Source organism: Streptomyces racemochromogenes (assembly GCF_039535215.1).
Taxonomy (GTDB): domain Bacteria; phylum Actinomycetota; class Actinomycetes; order Streptomycetales; family Streptomycetaceae; genus Streptomyces; species Streptomyces racemochromogenes.
This window is the reverse complement of sequence record NZ_BAAAWT010000001.1, coordinates 7,278,989-7,298,258: the sequence shown is the minus strand read 5'-3', so window position 1 is coordinate 7,298,258 and position 19,270 is coordinate 7,278,989. Positions and strand designations below refer to the sequence as shown.

General features: G+C 72.1%; 19 protein-coding genes and 1 pseudogene. 13 read left to right on the top strand and 7 right to left on the bottom strand.

Features of this window, described 5'->3' with window-relative positions:
• Window positions 1-98: 98 nt before the first annotated feature.
• Complete coding sequence (locus ABD973_RS33970) at window positions 99-392, bottom strand: hypothetical protein (protein ID WP_345504166.1); 294 nt, start codon at window positions 390-392, stop codon at window positions 99-101.
• 100 nt (window positions 393-492) lie between these two features.
• On the opposite strand from ABD973_RS33970, the gene ABD973_RS33965 reads away from it, so the two are divergent.
• Complete coding sequence (locus ABD973_RS33965; RefSeq protein WP_345504164.1) at window positions 493-684, top strand: hypothetical protein; 192 nt, start codon at window positions 493-495, stop codon at window positions 682-684.
• A gap of 461 nt (window positions 685-1,145) precedes the next feature.
• Here ABD973_RS33965 and ABD973_RS33960 read toward each other — a convergent pair whose 3' ends face one another.
• The 3 genes from ABD973_RS33960 to ABD973_RS33950 all read right to left on the bottom strand — a co-directional run bounded on the left by ABD973_RS33960 (window position 1,146) and on the right by ABD973_RS33950 (window position 2,795).
• On the bottom strand, window positions 1,146-1,571 hold the full coding sequence (locus tag ABD973_RS33960) for a hypothetical protein (protein WP_345504851.1): 426 nt from the start codon (window positions 1,569-1,571) through the stop codon (window positions 1,146-1,148).
• 48 nt (window positions 1,572-1,619) lie between these two features.
• Window positions 1,620-2,147, bottom strand: a complete 528-nt coding sequence (locus ABD973_RS33955; protein ID WP_345504162.1) for a YcxB family protein — start codon at window positions 2,145-2,147, stop codon at window positions 1,620-1,622.
• A 174-nt stretch (window positions 2,148-2,321) separates the two neighbouring features.
• Complete coding sequence (locus ABD973_RS33950) at window positions 2,322-2,795, bottom strand: hypothetical protein (protein ID WP_345504160.1); 474 nt, start codon at window positions 2,793-2,795, stop codon at window positions 2,322-2,324.
• Window positions 2,796-2,984: 189 nt separating this feature from the next.
• Between ABD973_RS33950 and ABD973_RS33945 the strand changes: the two genes are divergently transcribed.
• Window positions 2,985-3,359 (top strand): transposase, encoded by a 375-nt coding sequence (locus tag ABD973_RS33945; RefSeq protein ID WP_345504158.1) that lies wholly within the window; start codon window positions 2,985-2,987, stop codon window positions 3,357-3,359.
• A gap of 228 nt (window positions 3,360-3,587) precedes the next feature.
• Here ABD973_RS33945 and ABD973_RS33940 read toward each other — a convergent pair whose 3' ends face one another.
• Complete coding sequence (locus ABD973_RS33940) at window positions 3,588-3,749, bottom strand: hypothetical protein (protein WP_345504156.1); 162 nt, start codon at window positions 3,747-3,749, stop codon at window positions 3,588-3,590.
• A 460-nt stretch (window positions 3,750-4,209) separates the two neighbouring features.
• Between ABD973_RS33940 and lanL the strand changes: the two genes are divergently transcribed.
• From lanL to ABD973_RS33910, 6 genes and pseudogenes are all read left to right on the top strand, one after another.
• Window positions 4,210-6,870 (top strand): class IV lanthionine synthetase LanL, encoded by a 2,661-nt coding sequence (lanL, locus tag ABD973_RS33935; protein WP_345504154.1) that lies wholly within the window; start codon window positions 4,210-4,212, stop codon window positions 6,868-6,870.
• Between the two features lie 44 nt (window positions 6,871-6,914).
• Complete coding sequence (locus ABD973_RS33930; RefSeq protein WP_164720792.1) at window positions 6,915-7,070, top strand: VenA family class IV lanthipeptide; 156 nt, start codon at window positions 6,915-6,917, stop codon at window positions 7,068-7,070.
• A gap of 286 nt (window positions 7,071-7,356) precedes the next feature.
• Window positions 7,357-8,478 carry an ABC transporter ATP-binding protein gene (locus ABD973_RS33925; RefSeq protein ID WP_345504151.1) on the top strand — a complete coding sequence of 374 codons (1,122 nt, stop codon included), beginning with the start codon at window positions 7,357-7,359 and terminating at the stop codon, window positions 8,476-8,478.
• Entirely contained in the window at window positions 8,475-9,341 is an 867-nt protein-coding gene (locus ABD973_RS33920; protein WP_345504149.1) for an ABC transporter permease, read from the top strand. Before ABD973_RS33925 ends, ABD973_RS33920 begins: the two co-directional genes overlap by 4 nt.
• Window positions 9,342-9,673: 332 nt before the next feature.
• Window positions 9,674-10,012, top strand: a complete 339-nt coding sequence (locus ABD973_RS33915) for a VOC family protein (RefSeq protein WP_345504849.1) — start codon at window positions 9,674-9,676, stop codon at window positions 10,010-10,012.
• A gap of 299 nt (window positions 10,013-10,311) precedes the next feature.
• Window positions 10,312-11,067, top strand: a pseudogene (locus ABD973_RS33910) (collagenase); the annotation flags it as partial.
• Between the two features lie 161 nt (window positions 11,068-11,228).
• Here ABD973_RS33910 and ABD973_RS33905 read toward each other — a convergent pair.
• Entirely contained in the window at window positions 11,229-11,651 is a 423-nt protein-coding gene (locus ABD973_RS33905; RefSeq protein ID WP_125819631.1) for an ester cyclase, read from the bottom strand.
• A 369-nt stretch (window positions 11,652-12,020) separates the two neighbouring features.
• On the opposite strand from ABD973_RS33905, the gene ABD973_RS33900 reads away from it, so the two are divergent.
• From ABD973_RS33900 to ABD973_RS33880, 5 genes are all read left to right on the top strand, one after another.
• On the top strand, window positions 12,021-13,415 hold the full coding sequence (locus ABD973_RS33900) for an ATP-grasp domain-containing protein (protein WP_345504147.1): 1,395 nt from the start codon (window positions 12,021-12,023) through the stop codon (window positions 13,413-13,415).
• Window positions 13,412-15,418 (top strand): PEP/pyruvate-binding domain-containing protein, encoded by a 2,007-nt coding sequence (locus ABD973_RS33895; RefSeq protein ID WP_345504145.1) that lies wholly within the window; start codon window positions 13,412-13,414, stop codon window positions 15,416-15,418. The genes ABD973_RS33900 and ABD973_RS33895 overlap by 4 nt, the downstream gene beginning before the upstream one ends.
• Window positions 15,419-15,474: 56 nt before the next feature.
• Window positions 15,475-16,737, top strand: a complete 1,263-nt coding sequence (locus ABD973_RS33890; RefSeq protein ID WP_345504144.1) for an MFS transporter — start codon at window positions 15,475-15,477, stop codon at window positions 16,735-16,737.
• 381 nt (window positions 16,738-17,118) lie between these two features.
• On the top strand, window positions 17,119-17,457 hold the full coding sequence (locus ABD973_RS33885; RefSeq protein ID WP_345504142.1) for a hypothetical protein: 339 nt from the start codon (window positions 17,119-17,121) through the stop codon (window positions 17,455-17,457).
• 58 nt (window positions 17,458-17,515) lie between these two features.
• Window positions 17,516-17,920 (top strand): VOC family protein, encoded by a 405-nt coding sequence (locus ABD973_RS33880; protein ID WP_345504140.1) that lies wholly within the window; start codon window positions 17,516-17,518, stop codon window positions 17,918-17,920.
• Between the two features lie 710 nt (window positions 17,921-18,630).
• Here ABD973_RS33880 and ABD973_RS33875 read toward each other — a convergent pair.
• Window positions 18,631-19,149 carry a cupin domain-containing protein gene (locus tag ABD973_RS33875; protein ID WP_345504138.1) on the bottom strand — a complete coding sequence of 173 codons (519 nt, stop codon included), beginning with the start codon at window positions 19,147-19,149 and terminating at the stop codon, window positions 18,631-18,633.
• Window positions 19,150-19,270: the final 121 nt, after the last annotated feature.

Here is a 19,270-nt window from a genome sequence, read left to right as displayed (position 1 = left end):
CCGACGAGCGTCTGCGGCACGACGCGCGCGCGGACGATCCGCTCGTTCTCCTCCTCGGGCAGAACCTGGCGGGTGCGGTCTACCTCCACCTACCTCCATTACCGCGCACCCCGCAGCCGCTTCAGCACCTGGCTGGACTTCACGGTGACCGCGTCCACCTGGGCGCGACGCGCGGGGCTGAGGCCCTGGCGCCGGGCGGCCCACGTAGCCTGTGCCTCCGTCAGTTCGCGTACGCGGTCGGCGTCGCCCGCCTGCTCTGCCGCAGCAACGAGGGAGGAATACGCCCCCACCACGTGGTTGATCCCCTCCAAAGGCACCTCGTACGCCGTGCCGTCCTGCGCTGACCAGGTAGCCGCCCCCAAGGCCCGAAGGACCGGTTCCGACTCCGTCATGCTGCTCTCCCCTTGTGATGCCGGACATGCGGCGGCCGCCGATGTGGGGTCACCGCGACCTCGTCAGAACCGCCCCAGACCGGCAGGGACGCTTCTGGCAATGGTTACAGACTTCGCCCCGGGCGGCGGGTGGTGCCCCGGCCTCCTCCGCCTCCCCCCGGCCACCGAGCCCGAGGTCCTGGCCCGCCTCCTCACCACGGCCGCCCGCACCGTCCCGGACGGCTTCCTCCCTTCGGTCGAGGGCGAGGAGGACGCGGCCTTCGAACCGATGCTCCGTCTGCCGGCCGAGTAGGACAGCCCCGCCGCGCGCCGCCTTCAGGACCGAACGCATCCCTTCCCCAGCCCGACCCCGCCGTGCCCACGACGGCTGGCGTGGCGCGTGCCGGTTCCAGTTCACGGGCTCGGACGGTTCGGCGTAGCTTGGCACCGTGCCCGCATACGCGGGTACCCGGGTCAGTGTCCCGGTCGCGGACGGTATCCCCGCTCTCGGTCGTCGGGGGCACCGAGCAGCAGAAGGGGGCTCGCGGGGTGCTGGACACACCCGACGAGCCCGTACCGAGCAAGGGCCGGCGGGGCTCAAATGATCTGAGCCCCGCCGGTCACCCCTTGCCGACCACCAGATGAGCCGGGGTGGTCAGGACGACGAGCAGTGGCAGGAGTTGTCCGGTGGCAATGGCTGTGGTGGCCGTGCTCGAGGAGGGCCTGGTGGGTCTGGCGGGCCTGTTCGGTGAGGTCGGCGTCGACGCGGCGTTCTTATGCGACCCAGCAGTACACGTTCTGGTTCTGACGTTGGGCGGTAGTGACAAGGGCAGCCAGATCGCCCACGATCCTGTCGGCGATTTCGGTGTCGATGACCTCGCCGTCCTCCGCACGCAGCTGAGCCCACGAGGCAGCGACGTCGCGCAACCTGGTGTGCCCTGCGTCCGCGAGTGCAGTGATCAGACGAGGCGAGATGGCGAAGACGACGCACCCGTCATTGTCTTGGCCGGCGACGAGGCGAGGCTCACCGGCTTCGACGAGCTCCTCAAAGCTGCCGCCGGCCAGGAGGCACTCCCACTCGACCACAGCCGCCTCGGGGTCGAAGTTACCGAAAGAAAGCGACTCGAATGCCCATCCCAGCCCAGTCATGAGGGCCATGCCCGCTGACATATCATCCGCCGCCACGAAGAACTTCACCATGATGCTCACCCGGGCATCATGCCCGACCGCCTTCGTGCGGAAGATGCCCTATGCCCGGCGGCCCTTGGGACTGCCGACCCGGGTCTCCAGCAGCACGCCCATCAGCTCCGCCTCGCCGGCCCCGGCGAGCAGCCGCTTGGGCACGATCAGCAGGCCGGTCTTCCAGCCGAGGCGGCCTGTCACGACGTACACCCGCTCCGTCTCGTAGGAGCGGTACATGCTGCGCCACGGCACGCGCATGAGTTCGTCACCGCCGCGGACGATGACGAAGCCGGCGGCGTCGATGGTGGCCTGCTTCTCGCCCTTGGCCTGGTCGGCACGGAACGCGCGGCCGGCGAGCAGCGGGGGCAGGAACAGGCCGAGCACCCCGTAGACCACGGCGAGGGCCAGCAGGCCGCCGTTGACCGGGCCGCCACCGGAAAAGGTCCCCAGGCTCACGGCCGCCATCAGCACGGCAGCCACCACGATGAGCCACCGCAGGCGCCGGAACGTCCCGGTGGCCGCGACCGCCTCGTCGAACTCCTCCCGCGTCAGGGTCCCGCTGAAGGTGATCGTTGCCTGCCGTATGTCGTCCACGAGCGCGGATCCCACCGCCGCGCATGTAGTGGAAAGCCGGCGGCTATTACCACCCCAGCGGCCAGCCTGACTCGGTTTCTGGCGATGGGGTACGCACGGACCTCGGCTGACACCACCTCACCCACCGATAACGGACCCCAGCCGGGCAGGAAGCCTGGGTTCAGAAAATTGAACTCACTCAGCAGCGTCGACGCAGATGGCGATCGCTGTCACGGTGACAGGCTGCGCGCCTTCGTTGACACCGTAGACGCTCCAGTTGTTCGGCGGCTCCGTCGTCGCCTGAAGGAACTGCTCATTCTCAGGACGGAAACCGCCGGGGAAGCTGTCGTATCCCCCGCCGGTGGCTACCTTCCCCGCCGGACAGAACGCAGTGACTCGTCCGTACTGGCCCGGGGCAATTTCTCCCCCGGTACCGCGAACCTGCTCTGCGCCCGTCACGCCCCCTCCAGCGTTCGCTGCAGACGCCTGGTGACACGTGCCGGTCTGAGAAACCTGATTGCTGTCACCGTTGACGTTGTTCTGCAGACCGCACACCAGCGGAGACAACAGATCACCCAGCAGTCCGTCGGCCTGCGCTGCACCCGCCCCGGCCATGGTCAGTACCGCCGCGCTCGCCATCGCCGCCGCGATACCAGAGATCCACTTCACGCGCGCTCCCTCATCCGAGTCGACCTTTCGAGTCTGAACCCGAACATAGAGAAGCAACCTCGGAGACAGCCGGACCGACACCGTCACTCACTCATATGTCTCTGCCGCGGCCCAGTGAGGTTGTTCCGGTTTGGCGGGCATCCGGAGATCTGGGCGTGTGCCCGGGAACGGATGTCCATGATGGAGAGCATGGCGAACAGGAAGCCGCGGAGGCCCCGGCGGCAGTTCACGCCGGAGTTCAAGGCGGAGATCGTGGAGTTGTGCCGGCGTGGGGACAGGTCGGTGCCCGAGGTCGTCAAGGACTTCGATCTCACCGAGACGGCCGTCCGGTTGTGGGTGGCCCAGGCCCAAGGACAGGGCCAGGATCCACGGGCGGCCCACCGCCCTGACACGTCGTTGCGGACCTTCGACTTCGACGCCGACCCCAGCATCTACGCGGCCGCCATCCACACCCTCGCCGGCTGCGAACCGAACGCGAGGAGAAGAACAGCGTCGCCATCGCCTTTAACGAGTCCTTCTCGAAAGCGCACATGTTCCGGCGAACCTGTGCCAGGCGGCGGCTGAACAGCACGGGTTCAAAACGGCAGGGCAAGCCGCCGGTCCGGAACCCCGAGACTGCGCGTCAACTCGTGCTGATGCTGTGGCGATGTCATCCGACGCACCAGGCCATCATGGGCGTCGGGCTTGCAGAGGCCCGTGCCGGACGTGGCCCGACCGTCTTTGGCCGGCTGGTCGAGATCATCGAAGAAGAACTCCCGGGCGGGCTGCGTCTTCGCTAGCCCGGCCACTCGGTCACCGAGTCGCCAGGCGCCCTTCGTCGACGTGGTCGGCGAGATAGATCAGCGTGGATTGCGGGTCCATGGTGTTCACCAGGTCGACGAGGCGGGTGCTGCGGATCACCCGGGGCGGGAATCCGCAGTCGTCGGTGACGTGGGAGAGATGGCTCGACCGCATTCCTTGACGCTTCTACGTACTCGGCGATGCCGAGTACGGACGCCTGATCGAAAATCATGACGAGAATCCCGATCACATTCCAGGACAGGGCGGCACCCCGGCGGAATCGAACTCTTTACCGGGCGCCGGTGGACGGGGAATGTTTCCAGGCGTGAGAGGGGCGCTGATGGCGTCCCTCGCGCACCACGCCCCCTTCGTTCCGAGCCGTAAAGCGCCACGGACCGGAATGGCCTCCATTCCCCGGAGCCCCTTCAGGGAACAGTGCCGAACGACCGGCGGTATGACACCACCGCGCACGCTATCCACGCACTTCCTTCCTGCGCCGGTTGACACCATCAGGCCTCGGAACGACACCGTGCGCTCGGTCCGGGCAAGTGACCCGGGCCGGCGTCTGGTTGTACGTTTTTTCTTACCGAAGGCATATTCCGACCCGCGGTCCTCGCCGTTGAGAGGGACGGGCATGACGAGCCACGCTACTGAAGTCGACCTCGAAGAACTCCTCCGGCAGGCCCTGGACTCCACGGGAGAGCGCGCCCGCTGGGCCACCGACACGGACGAGATGTGGTGCCGCCTCACGCTCCCGGCCGCAACACCCCGCGAGCAGGGCTGGAAGCTCCACGTCTCGGCGACCACCGCCTCCGCACCCGACGTCCTCGTCCGGGCGCTCGGCGTGCTGCTGCGGGACGCCTCGGCCTTCAAGTTCGCCCGGTCCCTCGACCAGGTGAGTGCGCTCAACTCCCGTGGCACGCCCCGGGGGAGCTCCGGGAAGTTCATCACCGTCTACCCGCGCTCCGACGCCGACGCGGCCCGGATCGCGGGGGAACTGCACGCGGCGACGCAGGGGCTGGCCGGCCCCCGGATCCTCTCGGACCAGCCCTACGCCGTGAACAGCCTGGTCCACTACCGCTACGGTGCCTTCGTCGGCCGGCGCAGGCTCTCCGACGACGGCCTGCTCGTCTGGTACATCGAGGACCCCGACGGCAACCCCGTCGAGGACGTACGCACCGGCCAGTACGCGCCCCCGCCCTGGGCGGTCAGCCCCTTCCCCGCATCGGTGCCGGCCCCGCCGAGAGCGCGGGAGGCTCCGAAGGCCCCTGTCCTGCTCGGCGGGCGCTTCTCGGTCCGGGAGGCGATCCGGCACACCAACAAGGGAGGCGTCTACCGGGGCACTGACGTCACCACGGGCGCGCCGGTGGTCATCAAGGAGGCCCGCCCGCACGTGGAGACCGACGCGTCGGGCCGCGACGTCCGCGACTGGCTGCGCGCCGAGGCCCGCGTCCTGGAGGAGCTCCGCGGCACCGGCCTGGCCCCCGAGCCCCTCGCGGTGTTCGATCACGCCGGCCACCTGTTCCTCGCCCAAGAGGAGATACCGGGCCTGCCCCTGCGCAACTGGGTCGCCGAGCACTTCCGCGACGCCGGCGCCGAACGCTACCGCGCCGACGCCCTCACCCAGGCAGGCCGCCTGGTCGACCTCGTCGCCGCGGCGCACGCGCACGGCTGCGTCCTGCGGGACTTCACCCCCGGCAACATCATGGTGCGCCCCGACGGCGAACTGCGCCTCATCGATCTCGAACTCGCCGTCCTGCAGGGCGACGCCGCCCTCCCCACGACGGTGGGCACTCCCGGGTTCAGCGCGCCCGAACGCCTGGCGGGCGCCGCCGTCGCCCCGACCGCCGACTACTACAGCCTCGGCGCCACCCTGTGCTTCGTCCTGATGGGAAAGGTGCCCCAGCTGCTGTCCGAGGAGCCTGCCGACCGGTCCGCGGACCAGCGGCTCGCCGCGTGGCTGGCCGCCGCCGGGGCCGCGTTCCCCCTGCCGGACGGCCTGCCCGGGACGATCCTCGCCCTGATGAAGGAGGCCCCGGCCGAACGCTGGGACCCGGCCACCGCCCGCGCGGCCCTGCACGGAACGCGGCGGACGGGCACCCGGAGCCCCGCGGCCCCGCCGCCGCCCGACGCGACGTGGGCCGCGGTGGAGGGCATCGTTAACCACCTCGTCGATTCGATGACGCCGAAGGACGCGCGGCGGCTGTGGCCCGTGTCCACCAAGGCCGGAGAAACGGACCCCTGTACGGTCCAGCAGGGCGCGGCCGGCGTCCTCGCCGTCCTGACCCGGTACTTCCACCTCACCGGCGACCCGCGCCTGCCGGAGGTGATCTCCACCGCCGGCCGCTGGATCGCGGAGCGGACCGACACCCGCTCCGCCCGCCCCGGTCTGCATTTCGGCGGCCGGGGGACCGCCTGGGCACTGTACGCGGCCGCACGCGCCGTCGACGACCAAGCCCTCGCGGACCACGCGACGGCCCTCGCCCTGGCCCCGCAGGAACCGACGCCCAGCCACGACATCACCCACGGCCAAGCCGGCAGCGGACTGGCGGCCGTCCACCTGTGGCACCGCACCGGCGACCCCCGCTTCGCCGGACTCGTCACCGACGCCGCCGACCGGCTCGCCGCCGCCGCGCGCCCCGCCCCGTACGGCGTGAGCTGGCCCATCCCGGCGGAATCCGGCGTCGGCGCGGAAGCCGGCAAGCGCTATCTCGGCTTCGCCCACGGAACGTCCGGCATCGGATACTTCCTCCTCGAAGCCGCGGCCGTCACCGGCCGCGGCGACTACCTCGACCTGGCCCTGGAGGCCGGCGAGGAACTGGTGGCCGCCGCCGTGCGGGTCGGCGGGGCGGCCCAGTGGCCGACGCAGGCTGGTGACGTGCCCACGGCCCCGTACTGGTGCCACGGCTCGGCGGGCATCGGCACCTTCCTGCTCCGGCTCTGGCAGACCACCGGGGACGACCGCTTCGGCGAACTCGCCCGCGCCGCCGCACGCGCCGTCGTGGAACGCGCCCCCCGCGCGCCCCTCGCCCAGTGTCACGGCCTGGCGGGCAACGGGGACTTCCTCCTCGACCTGGCCGCGGCCACCGAAGACCCCGCCCACCACGCGGCGGCCGAGTACCTGGCTCGTCTCGTCGTCGCCGAAGGGGCCCACCGTGACGGCAACGTCGTCTTCCCCACCGAGTACGGCGACGTCTCGACGGGCTGGAGCGACGGCAGTGCGGGCATCCTCGCGTTCCTCCTGAGGACCCGCCACAACGACTCCCGGCACTGGACCATCCAGCAGCCGGGCTGAGCGGCAGGGGAACCTGCCTCACCCTCACAGAGAAGGAGAAAGCCATGGAGACCCGCGACCTCGAACTGCTGGCCCACCTGCACGCCCTTCCCGAGACCGACCCGGTCGGCGCCGACGGCGCCCCCTTCGCCGACACCTGCGCCTGCGTCGGCCTCCTGACCCTCCTCAACACCGTGTGTGTGGGCATCAGCTGCGCCTGACCCGACACGAGGCCCCGACGTCGGCCCCCTCGGGCACAACCCCGTAGCACCCGCCCGCGCGGGACTGAGACGCCGAGGTCCTGACGGCCTCCGGCCGGCGGTCGCCCACAGCGGCGCCGTCGGCCGGAGCACCCATCCGCTCCAGGCGGGGAGCCGGGCCCGGGCCCGGCTCCCCGCCACCCCACCCAGGCCGTCCCCTCCGGATCCTGCCCGGCCCGCGCAGCCCGGCAGGATCCGCAGGAGACGACCTGGTCCGCCGCGCACGCACCGCAGACGAGGACCGCCCATGCAGCCACACGTCCGTGACGAGGCCCCGCTCCAGGCCGTCCTCCCGGCCGCCGCGCCCGGAGAACCCGACGCGGCGCGTCCCGGGCCCGGGACGGCGTACGCCATCAGCACGCGCGGACTGGTCAAGAGCTACCCGGGCCCGGACGGCACCACCACGCACGCCGTGCGCGGCCTGGACCTCGACGTACGCCAGGGCGAGGCGTTCGCCTTCCTCGGCCCCAACGGCGCGGGGAAGTCCACCACCATCGCCCTGCTCTGCGCCCTGGCCAGACCCACCGCCGGCACCGCCACCGTGGCCGGCGCCGACGTACTCACCCAGCCTGACCGGGTACGGCGGAACGTCGGCATGCTCTTCCAGCACAGCGCCCTGGACATGGACCTGACGGCCGAACAGAACCTCCACATCCACGCCCGGCTCTACGGAATGACCCGCCGCCGCGCCCGCCGCCGCGCCACCGAGACCCTGGAGGCCGTCGGTCTGGCCGACCGGCGCCGTTCCTCCGTCCGCACCCTGTCCGGCGGCATGCGACGACGCCTCGAACTCGCCCGCGGCCTGCTGCACGAGCCGCGGATCCTGTTCCTCGACGAGCCGACCACGGGACTCGACCCGCACGCCCGGGCCCAGGTCTGGGAACACCTGCACGCCCTGTGCGACCGTGAGGGCACCACGCTCTTCGTCACCACCCACTACCTGGGCGAGGCGGAGGACTGCGACCGCCTCGCCGTCATCGACGGCGGCCGGCTCGTGGCCCAGGGGACACCCTCCGCCCTGAAGGCCGCGATCGGCGACGACCGGGTGGTGCTGCGCACCGGTGACGACCCGGCGGCGCGCGCGGTCGTACGCGAGGCCGTGCCGCCCGACACCGCCACGACCCTCGGCCCCGAGGGGATCGCCCTGCGCCTGCCCGACGGCGGCTCCTGGATCCCGCGCCTGTGCGCCGCCCTGGCGGCCCACGGCCTCCCCGTCCACGCCGCCTCCGCGACCCCGCCGACGCTCGACGACGTCTTCTTCCACCACACCGGCCGCAGCATCCACGGCGCACGCCCCGGAACGGACGCCGCCACGGGGGCCGGCTCCACGGCGGCCGGCACCGCGGCGGCCGTCAAGGAGGCCCGATGACCGCGTCCGCCGCACGGGCTCCGCGAGCCCCCGCCGATGCTCCGGAGCCCCTACCACTCGAAAGCCTGCGCCGCGAACTGCGGGCCGTCCACGCCCTCGTCCGCCGCGATCTGCTGCGTCTGGCCTCCCAGCGCGTCCACACCGCGCTGATGCTGATCCAGCCGGTGCTCTACCTCTTCATCCTCGGGGGCGGCATGGCCGCACTGATCCCCGAGGCGGCCCTCGGCGTCGGCTACCAGACCTACCTGTTCCCCGGCATGCTCATGATGACGGTGCAGGGCCCGGCGATGATTGTCGGCGTCCGGCTGATCACCGACCGGCAGAGCGGCTACCTGCGCGAACTGCTGATGGCACCCGTACACCGCTCCACCCTCCTGTTCGGCCTGTGCGCCGGCGGCACGGCCGTCGCCACGGCCCAGGGCGCCGTACTGCTCGCCCTCGCCGGGGCAGTGGGCCTCCCCTACGATCCGCTCCTGCTGGCGCTGCTGCTGGCCGGCATGGTGCTGGCCTCCTTCACCATCACCGCCCTGTCCCTGGCCCTGGCCGTGAGCCTGGCCCGGCCCGAGATGTTCCACATGCTGCTCGGCCTGGTGATGATGCCGTTGCTGTTCCTCTCCGGTGGCTTCTTCCCGCTGGAGAACCTGCCCGGCTGGGCCCAGGCACTGGCCGCGGCCAACCCGCTCGCCTACGGCGTCGACCTGCTGCGCCGCGCCATCGCGATCCGCGAACCGCACCGGGCGGCCGCGACGGGCATCGAATGGTTCGGCCACCATCCCCCGCTCGCCCTCGAAGCGGCGGGCCTCCTGGCGATCGGCGTCCTCGCGCTCCTCTGGGCCGCCCACCGCTTCGCCCGCCCCGAATGACCCCCCGACGCCGAGACCGCGAATCCGGCCGGGTGCGGGACCGCGGCCGTGCCGTAGGGGTCCTCGGCATCGGTACCGACCACACCGGTCGGCGCCGGCCCGAGCGGCGCACGCCGCGAACCATGAGGAGAAGGCCCGGCTTGATGCTCGAGCCGGGCCGGCCGTGCGTCGCCGCGCGGGATCAGCCGTCAGCTGAGTTCCACGAGCGCGATGCGGATCGTCCGGCGTCGCCGCACATGCCCTCGACCCACTTGTCCTCGGCGGGCCGACAGGCGTCGTGGCCCACGCTGGAGTCGCAGAGTTGACATAGCGGTCGCCGAAGAACTCCGCGCCTGCACCTCGACGTCCTGGTCGACGACATCGACCAGGGCATCGCCCGGGTCGTCGCCCTCGGCAGCCGGTTCACCGGCGAACGCCACGGCTGCGACGAGGGCGTGGTCGTCGTGATGGCCGACAACCGGTCGATCACCCGCACCTCCCCCATCACCGCCCACGGACCCGTACCGGGCGTGGCCGGCCGGCGTACCGAAGCCCCCGAAGGTCCGGCCGTCGGCTCGGACATCGCGTGGTGCTCCTCATCCCGGCCCGGTGACAGCCGGCTCAGCGATCGACTACCCAGTGCGCGTCCTTCGGCCAGGACCGCGTGCCAGCGATCTGCCGTACGAGTCTGAGCCGACATCGCGAACGAGGCCGAGCGATGTGGCCCGGTCAAGAGTATTGAAAAGGGCATGTCACATGTGCCATTTTACAGCGCAGCCCGTCGAGTACGGGACTCAACTCCCGTCCCCAGGAGTGAATTGTGCGCGCCATGGCCGTCGTCACCGCCCTGTTCACAGCCGCCATCGCGGCCTCCCCCGCCCAGGCCTCCCAGGCCGGCCCCACGCCGGACCACCCGTTCTCGGACCTTGGCCAGCGGCCGGCCCACGGCATCGCGAAAGGTGCCTCCGGTGCGACCGGAACGACCGGCGGCAAACTGGAATCGCGCATCCTGCCGATCGTCCACAACTGCAGCCCCTCACTGCGCATACGCGCCCAGGAGATGACCGCCGCCCAGCTGACGGCGACCTGCGCCAGCCTGGCGAACCAGGACGCCTACTTCCACAGCGTGGTGAAGGACTCCGGGCCGGTCGCCGACGACCACAACACCACCCTGGAAGTCGACGTGTTCAACTCGAGCGCCGACTACAAGGCCTACGCGGGGCGGATCTACGGCATCGACACCGACAACGGCGGCATGTACCTCGAGGGGGACCCCTCGCGGACGGGCAACCAGCCGCGGTTCATCTGCTACGAGCGCACGGACGTGACCCCCGGCTGGCAGATCTGGAACCTCAACCACGAGTACACCCACTACCTCGACGGCCGCTTCGACCTGCACGGGGACTTCGACGCCAGCCAGTCCACCCCCACCGTGTGGTGGGGCGAGGGCATCGCGGAGTACGTCTCCTACTCCTACCGGGGCGTCACCTACTCCAACGCCCTGGCCGAGGCCGGCAAGCACACGTACTCCCTGCGCACGCTGTTCGACACCACCTACGCCAACAGCGACGTCAACCGCACCTACAACTGGGGCTACCTCGCGGCCCGCTACATGGTCGAGAAGCACCCCGCCGACGTCGCGACCGTACTCGGCCACTACCGCAACGGGAACTGGACCGCCGCCCGTTCCTTCCTCACCTCGCTGGACCACGAAAGCGACTGGAACGCCTGGCTGACGTCCGTGGCGACGGCCGCCTGACCCATCATGCACGGCGAGGGCGCTCCCCAGAGGACGGATGCCGCTTTCGCCAGGCGTACGGGGGGGCGTAATGATCGACCTGGGCCAACGCGCGGTTCCCTCGGGTGCCCCCCGCCCCGGAGGTGCCCACTTTCGCACTGCGCAACGGCCTAGTGCAGGTCGGGGACGACGCCCAGCTGTTGGAGGAACCCCAGGACATCCTTGTCCGACCACTTCTCCGCGAGCCTGCCGTTCTCGATGCGGTGGATCACGGTGCCAGTCATGGTCAGCGGCGCGCCGGTGGCGGGGATGCCCGGGAGGTCGCCCCGGTGCACCCCGTGGGCCGTCAGCCGGGTCACGACCTTGTCGCCCTCCGCGATCTGGTCCTCGATGTCGTGCGTTCCGGGGGTGGCCTCCCAGAAGAGCCGGAACGCCTGCTTCAGGCCCTCGCGCCCCTGTGCGAGCCCGGGGAACGGCGGAGGCGAGTGGTCGAGGTAGTCCTCGGCCACCAGGTCGTCCATGGCGTCGAGGTTCCCCGCGTCGATCTCGCGGTAGAACCGGCGAACCAGCTTCTTGTTCTCCTCAGGTGACACGGGGGGGGCCTCTCTGCGTGTGCCGGGCGCACCGCCCGCGGGGTTGCGCGCATCGTCACCCACCCCTCCCCCGGCCGGGCTCCCGGCGCGCCGGAACGGGGCGGACGTCGCCCGGGCAGAGCACGCGGCGGCGTCCGGTGCCCGGTGCGGCGGGGATGGCTCGCGGATGGCCGAAACACCCTCGCCCAGGACCCACTTGGCGCCTGCGGCGGTTTGGCGGACGCCTCACCGAGTAGGCGTACGCCTGTGCGTCCGCCGTATCCGTCGCGGTCGGGATGCCCCCTGGCCCGTAGGAGGTGACACCGCGTACGGATCGTCCGCCGACGACGCCGTCGCACCACACGGCGTCTTCCTCGACCCGGGAGAACCATGACCCCGATCCTCTTCGTCCATGCCAAGGGCGGCCCTCCCCTGGAGTACGCGGTCCCGCGCATGGCCGCCCACGCCGAGGTGCATGTCCTGGCCCTCGCGCCGTTACCCCGGACCACCGAGTCGGCGTGGCTGCCGGGGTGCGCGTCGGTCACCACCGTCCCGCCGGGCGAGGGGGTGGAACTGGTCGATCTGATCTGTTCCCACGCCCGCCGCGTCGGCGCCGGGGCGGTGCTGACCCTGTCGGAGTACGCGGTGGTGGCCGTCGCCCACGCGAGCCTGCGGCTCGGTCTGCGCGGCGCCGGCGAACGGGTGGCGGGGGCGCGGGACAAGCGCCTGATGCGCCGGATCTGGCGGGATGCCGGAGTCCCCGTGCCGGGGTTCACGGAGGTCCACTCCCCGGATGACATCACGGCCGCCTTCGAGACCCTGCGGCCGCCGCTCCTGCTGAAGGCGGCGTGGAGCGCGGGTTCCACCGGCCACCTCACCGTGTGGAACGAGCAGGAGGCCGAGGCCGCCTGTAAGACCGGGCGTTCCGTCATGGAGGCCTCCTCCTCGCAGGGGTATGCCGAACTGCACGCGGCGGACGCGGGCGTCAGCGACTTCCTGCTGGAGGAGATCGTGACGGGCAGGGCCCGCGACTGGTTCGAGGGGGACGGGTGGGGCGACTACGTCAGCGTGGAGGGGATCGTCGCCGGCGGCCGCTACCACCCGCTGTGCATCACCGGGCGGATGCCGACCGTCGCCCCCTTCACCGAGCGGGCGAGCCTGGCTCCGGCCGCCCTCCCGCAGGCGTTGCAGCGCCGCGTCGAGGAGGTGTCGCGCGCCGCCGTCGACGCGCTCGGGCTCGACACCTGCGCCACCCACACCGAAGTCAAACTGGGCGCGGACGGGGCCATGTGGCTGATCGAGACCGCCGCCCGCTTCGGCGGGGTGATGACCACCCGGCAGGTGGAGGCGGTCTTCGGGCTCGACATGATCGGCATGCTGGTACGCGAGCTGCTCGGCCGGGACGTCGACTACCCGGACCGGATGCTGACCGAGGGCGAGGGCGCCGCCGGGTCCCTCGTCGTCCTCGCCGTCGACGCCGGAGGCCGGCCCTGGACCACCCTGCCGGCCTGGGACTTCGAGGCGGTCGACTGGCCCGCCCTCATCGCACCGGGCTCCCGCGTGGAGCTGGTGCGCGAGCACAGCCTCGCGCCGGGCAGCCCGGTCCCGCCGTACGAGGAGGCCGGCGGCGCCAACTCCATGGCCGCGCTGTGCTTCATCACCGCCGAGTCCGCGCCGCGGCTGCTGGCCGACTGCGGCCGCATCGTGGCAGCCCTGCCCGACGCCCTCACCACCCGGCCTCCCTCCCCCTCCGCCGGCCGTTCGACGCCCGGGAGCCCCGCATGACCGACGCCGCAGCCGCCACCGACGCGCCGGCCCCGCGGGGCGCCGCCGTGGACGCCCTGCTCACGCTCCCGCTGTTCGAGCAGCTGGCCGGGGTACTGGGCGGGCACCCGTACGTGAAGGTCGTCGTGGACCGCGAGCAGGAGCGCTGGCACGTCCTCGACAGCGCCGTGCACTCCTTCCACGTCAACTACACAGCCACCGAGATCCTGGGGCTGACCCTCGACCAGCTCGACGCCGACCTCGACCGCTTCAACCACGAGGTCTACCAGGACCCCCGGCGGCGCTTCCTGCTCGGCGTCCTGTCGCTGCACTCCCGGGGCGGCCCGGAGCGGGACGAGCCCTTCATGGTCCTGGAGACCACCGAGGCCGACACGATGGGCGCGGAGCTGCTGGTCGAGTTCCACGCCTTCGTACGGGCCCACCTCGATCCCGCGCTGGAGCTGCTGGTGAAGCCGGCCAACCACGGGCAGGAGAACGCCCTGGCGGCGGTGCCGGAGACCGTGGTGCCCCGGGCCCGCGGCCACGCGCTCCTGGCGACCGCGCCCTTCGTGCCCTTGACGCTCGCCTCGGCCACCGGCCGGCTCCGGGCCTTCGCCTCCGGCGAGGAGTACCTGGCGTCCCGCGCGGACCTGACCTGGTACGACATCGTCGCCATGCCGGTGGTCCCCGACGACATCCCCCGGGTCGCCGGCCTGGTCAACGCCCGGCCCACCACTCCGCTGTCGCACACCAACATGCTGGCGGCCGGCTGGGGCATCCCCAACGCCATCGTCCGCGGGGTGCTCGACACGATCGCCGACGAGAAGCTGGACGGTGCCTGGGTCCGCTACGAGGTCACCGCCGACGCCTTCACCATCGAGCGCGTCGACGAGCCCTCGGACCTCGCCGAACCGACCTGGCACACCCAGCGGGTCCGCCTGGACACCCCGCAGGTCACGGACGTACCGCTGGTGCCGCTGTCCGCGCTGCGGGCCGGCGACCGCAACCGCTACGGCACCAAGGCGGCCAACCTCGGGGAACTGCACCACGTGCTGCGCCACGGATCGGCCCGGCTCACCGGCTACTACTCCGTGCCCCGGCCGCCCCGGGCCGACCTCCTCGGCCACCTGGCCGCCCGGCTGGGAAGGCCCGGGGAGGCCGACGGCGATCTCGCCGAGCACGCGGGCGAGTTCCTCACCCGGCACGTCCAGGCCCCCGCGGGCATCGCCGTGCCCTTCTCCGTGCAGCAGCGCTTCCTGGACTCCTCACCGGCCGTGCAGCAGAGCATCGGCAAGCTGAAGATGGCCCTGGAGCTGGACGCCCTGGACGTCGCGGACTCGGTCTGCCTGCAACTGCAGCACCTGGTGCGCACCCTCCCGGTGCCCGAGGACCTGGTGCGCGCCCTGGACACGCAGCTGGTCGAGCACCTGGCGGGTACGGGCCGCTTCGCCGTGCGGTCCTCCTCCAACGCCGAGGACCTGCCGGGCTTCTCCGCGGCCGGGGTCTACGAGTCCCACACCAAGGTCACCGACCTGCCGGGGCTGCTGGACGCCGTCCGCGGGGTGTGGGCCTCGCTGCTCTCGCCGCGCAGCGTGCGGCTGCGCCACCAGGCCGGCCTCTCGCTGGACGACACGTACATGGGGGTGATCGTCCAGCGCTACGAGCCGTCCCCGATCGGAGGCGTCATGGTCACCTGCAACCCGACCAACCGGGCCGACTTCCGCAACGTGTACCTCAACTGCGCGCACGGCTCCACGGCCGATGTCGTCGACGGCCGGATGCTGCCCCTGCAGTACCTGTACAACACGGTCGAGGGCGGCGGCCGCACGGTCTCGCTGGGCACGGCCACCGAGGACCTGCCGCAGGAGACCCGCGAGCACCTGGGCCGGCTGGCGCTGGCCGGCCGGCTGCTCCAGTCCCACTTCGCCACGGACTACACCTTCGCAGGGCCGCTCGACCTCGAATGGCTGCTCGCACCGGACGGCTCCCTGCACATCCTCCAGCTGCGCCCGTACAGCGCCTGACCCCGTCCCTACGTATCCGCGTACCGGCCCACCCCAAGGTAAGCCGAAGGTCATCCATGCCCCTCGCCCTGCGCACGCGCGGGATGCGCCGCGTCCGTCCGCCCGCCGCGGTGCTCCGCGTCATCCGGCTGAACAACGGTTTCCAGCTGTTGTTCAACCTGCTGTGGTGGATGCCCGTCTTCTACCAGTACCAGCGGCAGGCAGGCCTCACGGACAGCCAGATCTTCGGCATCCAGAGCGTCTACTACGTGGCGTTCTGCCTGCTGGAGATACCCACCGGCTTCATCGCCGACCGCATCGGACAGCGCCGCTGCATGCAGCTCGGGGCGGCCGTGATGACGGCCGCGAACCTCCTGCCGGTCGCCTCGCCGTCCTTCGCGGGCTTCATGGCGCACTTCCTGGCCATCGCCGCCGCCCGCTCCCTGGTGTCCGGGGCCTCCAGCGCCTACCTGTACGAGTACCTGCACGAGCACGGCGCGGACGAGCACTACGTACAGGCCGAGGGCACGGCCCGGGCCCTCGGCCTCTGGGCGAAGATCGCCTGCTGGCCGCTGGTCGGCGTCCTGATGCACGTCCGGCACGAGGCCCCGTACGTGCTGACCGCCCTGTGCGCGCTCGGTTCGCTGGTGTGCGCTGCGGGCCTCCCGGCGATCGGTGCGCCCGGCCGGGGCGCCCACCCGCCGGCGGAGCGCGCCGGGCTCCTCGGTTCGGCCCGCCAGGCGGCGAGGGTGCTCGCCACGTCGCGGTCGCTCGGGCCGTTGATGGTGCAGGGGGTGGCCGTGTTCACGCTCGCCCGCATCTGCCAGGTCAACCTCTTCCAGCCGCTGCTCCTCGAGAAGGACCTCCCCGTCGCCGACCACGGTGCGGTCCTGTCGGCGATGACGGTCGCGGAGGCCGTCGGATCGGCGCGGACCGGCTGGCTGCGCAACAGGCTCTCCGACACCACGGCCGTGACCGTCCTCAGTGTGGTCATGGCCCTCACGCTCGCGGCCACCACGCTGGCCGGGGGCCCGGGCACGGTCCTGTGGCTGTGCGTGTTCGCCGCTGCGGCGGGCCTCGCGTACCCGGTACAGCGCAACCTGATCAACGGGGCCATCCCGCCGACTCCCTACCGGGCGACGCTGCTGTCGGTGGAGTCCATCGTCGACCGCGGCGTGTGCGCGCTGGTGGCGCTGGCCGTCGGCGCCTACCTGGCGGCGGACCGCCTCGACGCGCTCCTCGTGCACGCGGCGGCGGGCACGTGTGTGCTGCTGCTCGTCGTGGGCGTCGTCCTGCGGCGGCTGCGGGGCCGGGCACGCCCGGCCGTCGGCCGGCCCTGAGGCGCCTGGCGGCCTGGCGGCTTGGGGGAGCGTTCCGATGACCGGGAGCCGCTGACCGGTCGCCGTGGCGGGCGAGGCGGGTGAGGCAGGCCTCCAACGTGAGCGCGTCCAGGGGGACGCCGGGGTCGAGGGGTTCTGGTCAACCGCGCCGTGGGAGCACAGCGGCCCGTCCTGCGGGCGCGGTGGTGCGGGCGGGGCGGAAGGCGGGACCGGCCGCGGCCCATGACCGAGGCCGCCCGGCGGCGCCGCTTCGGGAACATCGCGCCGGGACGGTGTCTGAGCTGCGCCTACGCGGGAAGGGGAGGACCACTGCCCCTTCCGCCCAGGGAGTGCGAGGGCCCGCGCGGCCCGCGTACCCGTCGCCCGAGGAGATCTCCTGCCATGAGCACCGCCGCGGCCCTGGCCGCCCCTCGCCGGTCCGCGCGTACGGCCACCCGCAAGTCCGCCGCCGTCCCGCACTCGGCGCTCGACGCGATGCTGGACGCCGTCTACGAGACGCACCGCCGCTTCAGGCAGGGCGCGTTCGGCGAGGCGTGCCCGACCTGCCACGTCGCGGCGGGCGAGCTGTGCCTGGCGCGGCGCAGCGTGCACGCCGCACGTCGTAAGGCGCACCGCGACCGGCTCGCGCAGACCCACCCAGCCCCCCTCACGAGGCCCGTCGGCGCCCGGCGGACCGTGTCAGCGGCGTCACTGCCGACCGGCCCGGGAGGCATGCTGTGACGGTCTGTCGGCCGTCAACTCCCCGCGTACGGAAGCCGACAGAGGGCACACGGGGTACATGACCGTACCCAAGACGACCGTGCTCGTCCTCGACAGCGCCGAGCCCGAGTTGCTCGCACACTTCTACGCCGACCTGCTCGGCGCCACGGTAGGCCCGGCTCCGGGGGACGGGGACCTCATCCTCGTCACCGGCTCCGAGGGCGTCGTCCTCGGCGTGCGCCGCGATCCCCACCACGCGCCGCCCAGCTGGCCGCTCCCGGAAGGCTCGCACCAGGCGCACCTGAGCATCCTGGTCGCCCCGGATGCCCTCGACGAGGCCGAACGCGAGGCCGTGTCCCTCGGCGCCCGCCCGGTGGCCGCGGAGGACGACGGCGCCGCGTCCGGCAGCCGGACCACCCTGCGCCGCTACGCCGACCCGGCCGGCCACGGGTTCGTCCTCGAAGCGGTGGCTCGCCAGGGATGACGCCGCTTGAGCGACGTGCGGCGTCGGACCGGGTGGAATGCGGTCCCCTTCCGGCGATGAGTCAGCGCCCGTGTTCCCCGTTGTTGGTGCCTAGCGGTCCGGTGGCGCGCATCTTCGGCGAGGCCAAGCTCCGCTTCGAGCGCGACCATCGCCGCGGGTGTGTTCCCCGAGGACCCGACTCCGAAGGGCGTGGCAGCAGGCCTACGCCGAACTCGCCCAAGCCCCTGCCGCGGCCGGCACGACCGTACTGCGGCGCCAGCTTCTCGATCAGTCGGCGCGCGCCTGTGCACCCACCGATGAGCTGCCCCATCGACCCCGCAATCCGCAAGGCCCACGCCCGTCTCTACCGGGCTGTTCGTCCGGTGCCGCCGGGCCACCACGCGCTACTGAGCCGGCGCGAGCCCCTGTGCGCGGCATCCCAGCGAGCTCGGGCGGAGTCACTTCCGCGAAGCTGCGCCCCAACCCGGCGTCGCCCTGGACCAGGTGCCCAGCCACCGCAAGCCCACCGGCATGGCGGCGGCCCCGGCAACGCCGTGGGTGTGGGTGCTGGGCGGTCGTACCAGCGCCGGGGAAGCCGCCGTGGACGCGCCGAGGGGTGCGTCCCGCTGACGGACGAAGCGCACCCGGGTCTGGATCGGAGCCCAGGCCGGCCGACGGCCCACGCCGCCCCGGAGCGGCTGCTCGGGTACGGGATGGGCGCCGGCTGGCCCTCAGGGGGTGGACGGCGGGGTCAGGGCGTACCGGGCGATGACGTCGGGCAGCCAGTCGGGTTGCCCGAACTGGAGCCCGTACTTGGCGGCGAGCGCGGGTATGGCGTTCTCGGTCGGCGGAGGGCCGTCGGCGAGCATCTCGGCCAGCTCGCGGAAGAAGTGCTCGAAGCCGGCCGGACTGATGATCTCGATCATCCGGGCCGGGACAGGACCGGCGTTCCACATCGCGTGCAGTTCCCCGCGCGGCTTGGTGATGTAACCGCCGGCGCCCAGGACGACCTCGCGGTCTCCGGACCGGAAGCCGATCTCGCCCTCGGTGACGATCGAGTACTCGTCCTCCAGGGTGTGCAGGTGCGGCGGCACCAACGCCCCGATGGGGAAGGGGTGCTCGACGACGGAGACCGAGCCGTTGGTGTCGGCTCCCCAGAGCTTGAAGGCGACCCCGATCGGGCCGAGATCGGCCTCGTTTCCCTCGCCGGGGTGGACGATGGTCAGTGGCGGGCCCAGCGGCTCTGTCATGGTGATCACTCCTCCACCCGATGTGGAGATGTGCCGGCATTCTCCTCAAAAGTCTCCTCCTCGGACCGCAGGGCGGCCACCGGGCCCGCCGGCCGGGCTGTACGGGCTGTACGGGCTGTAG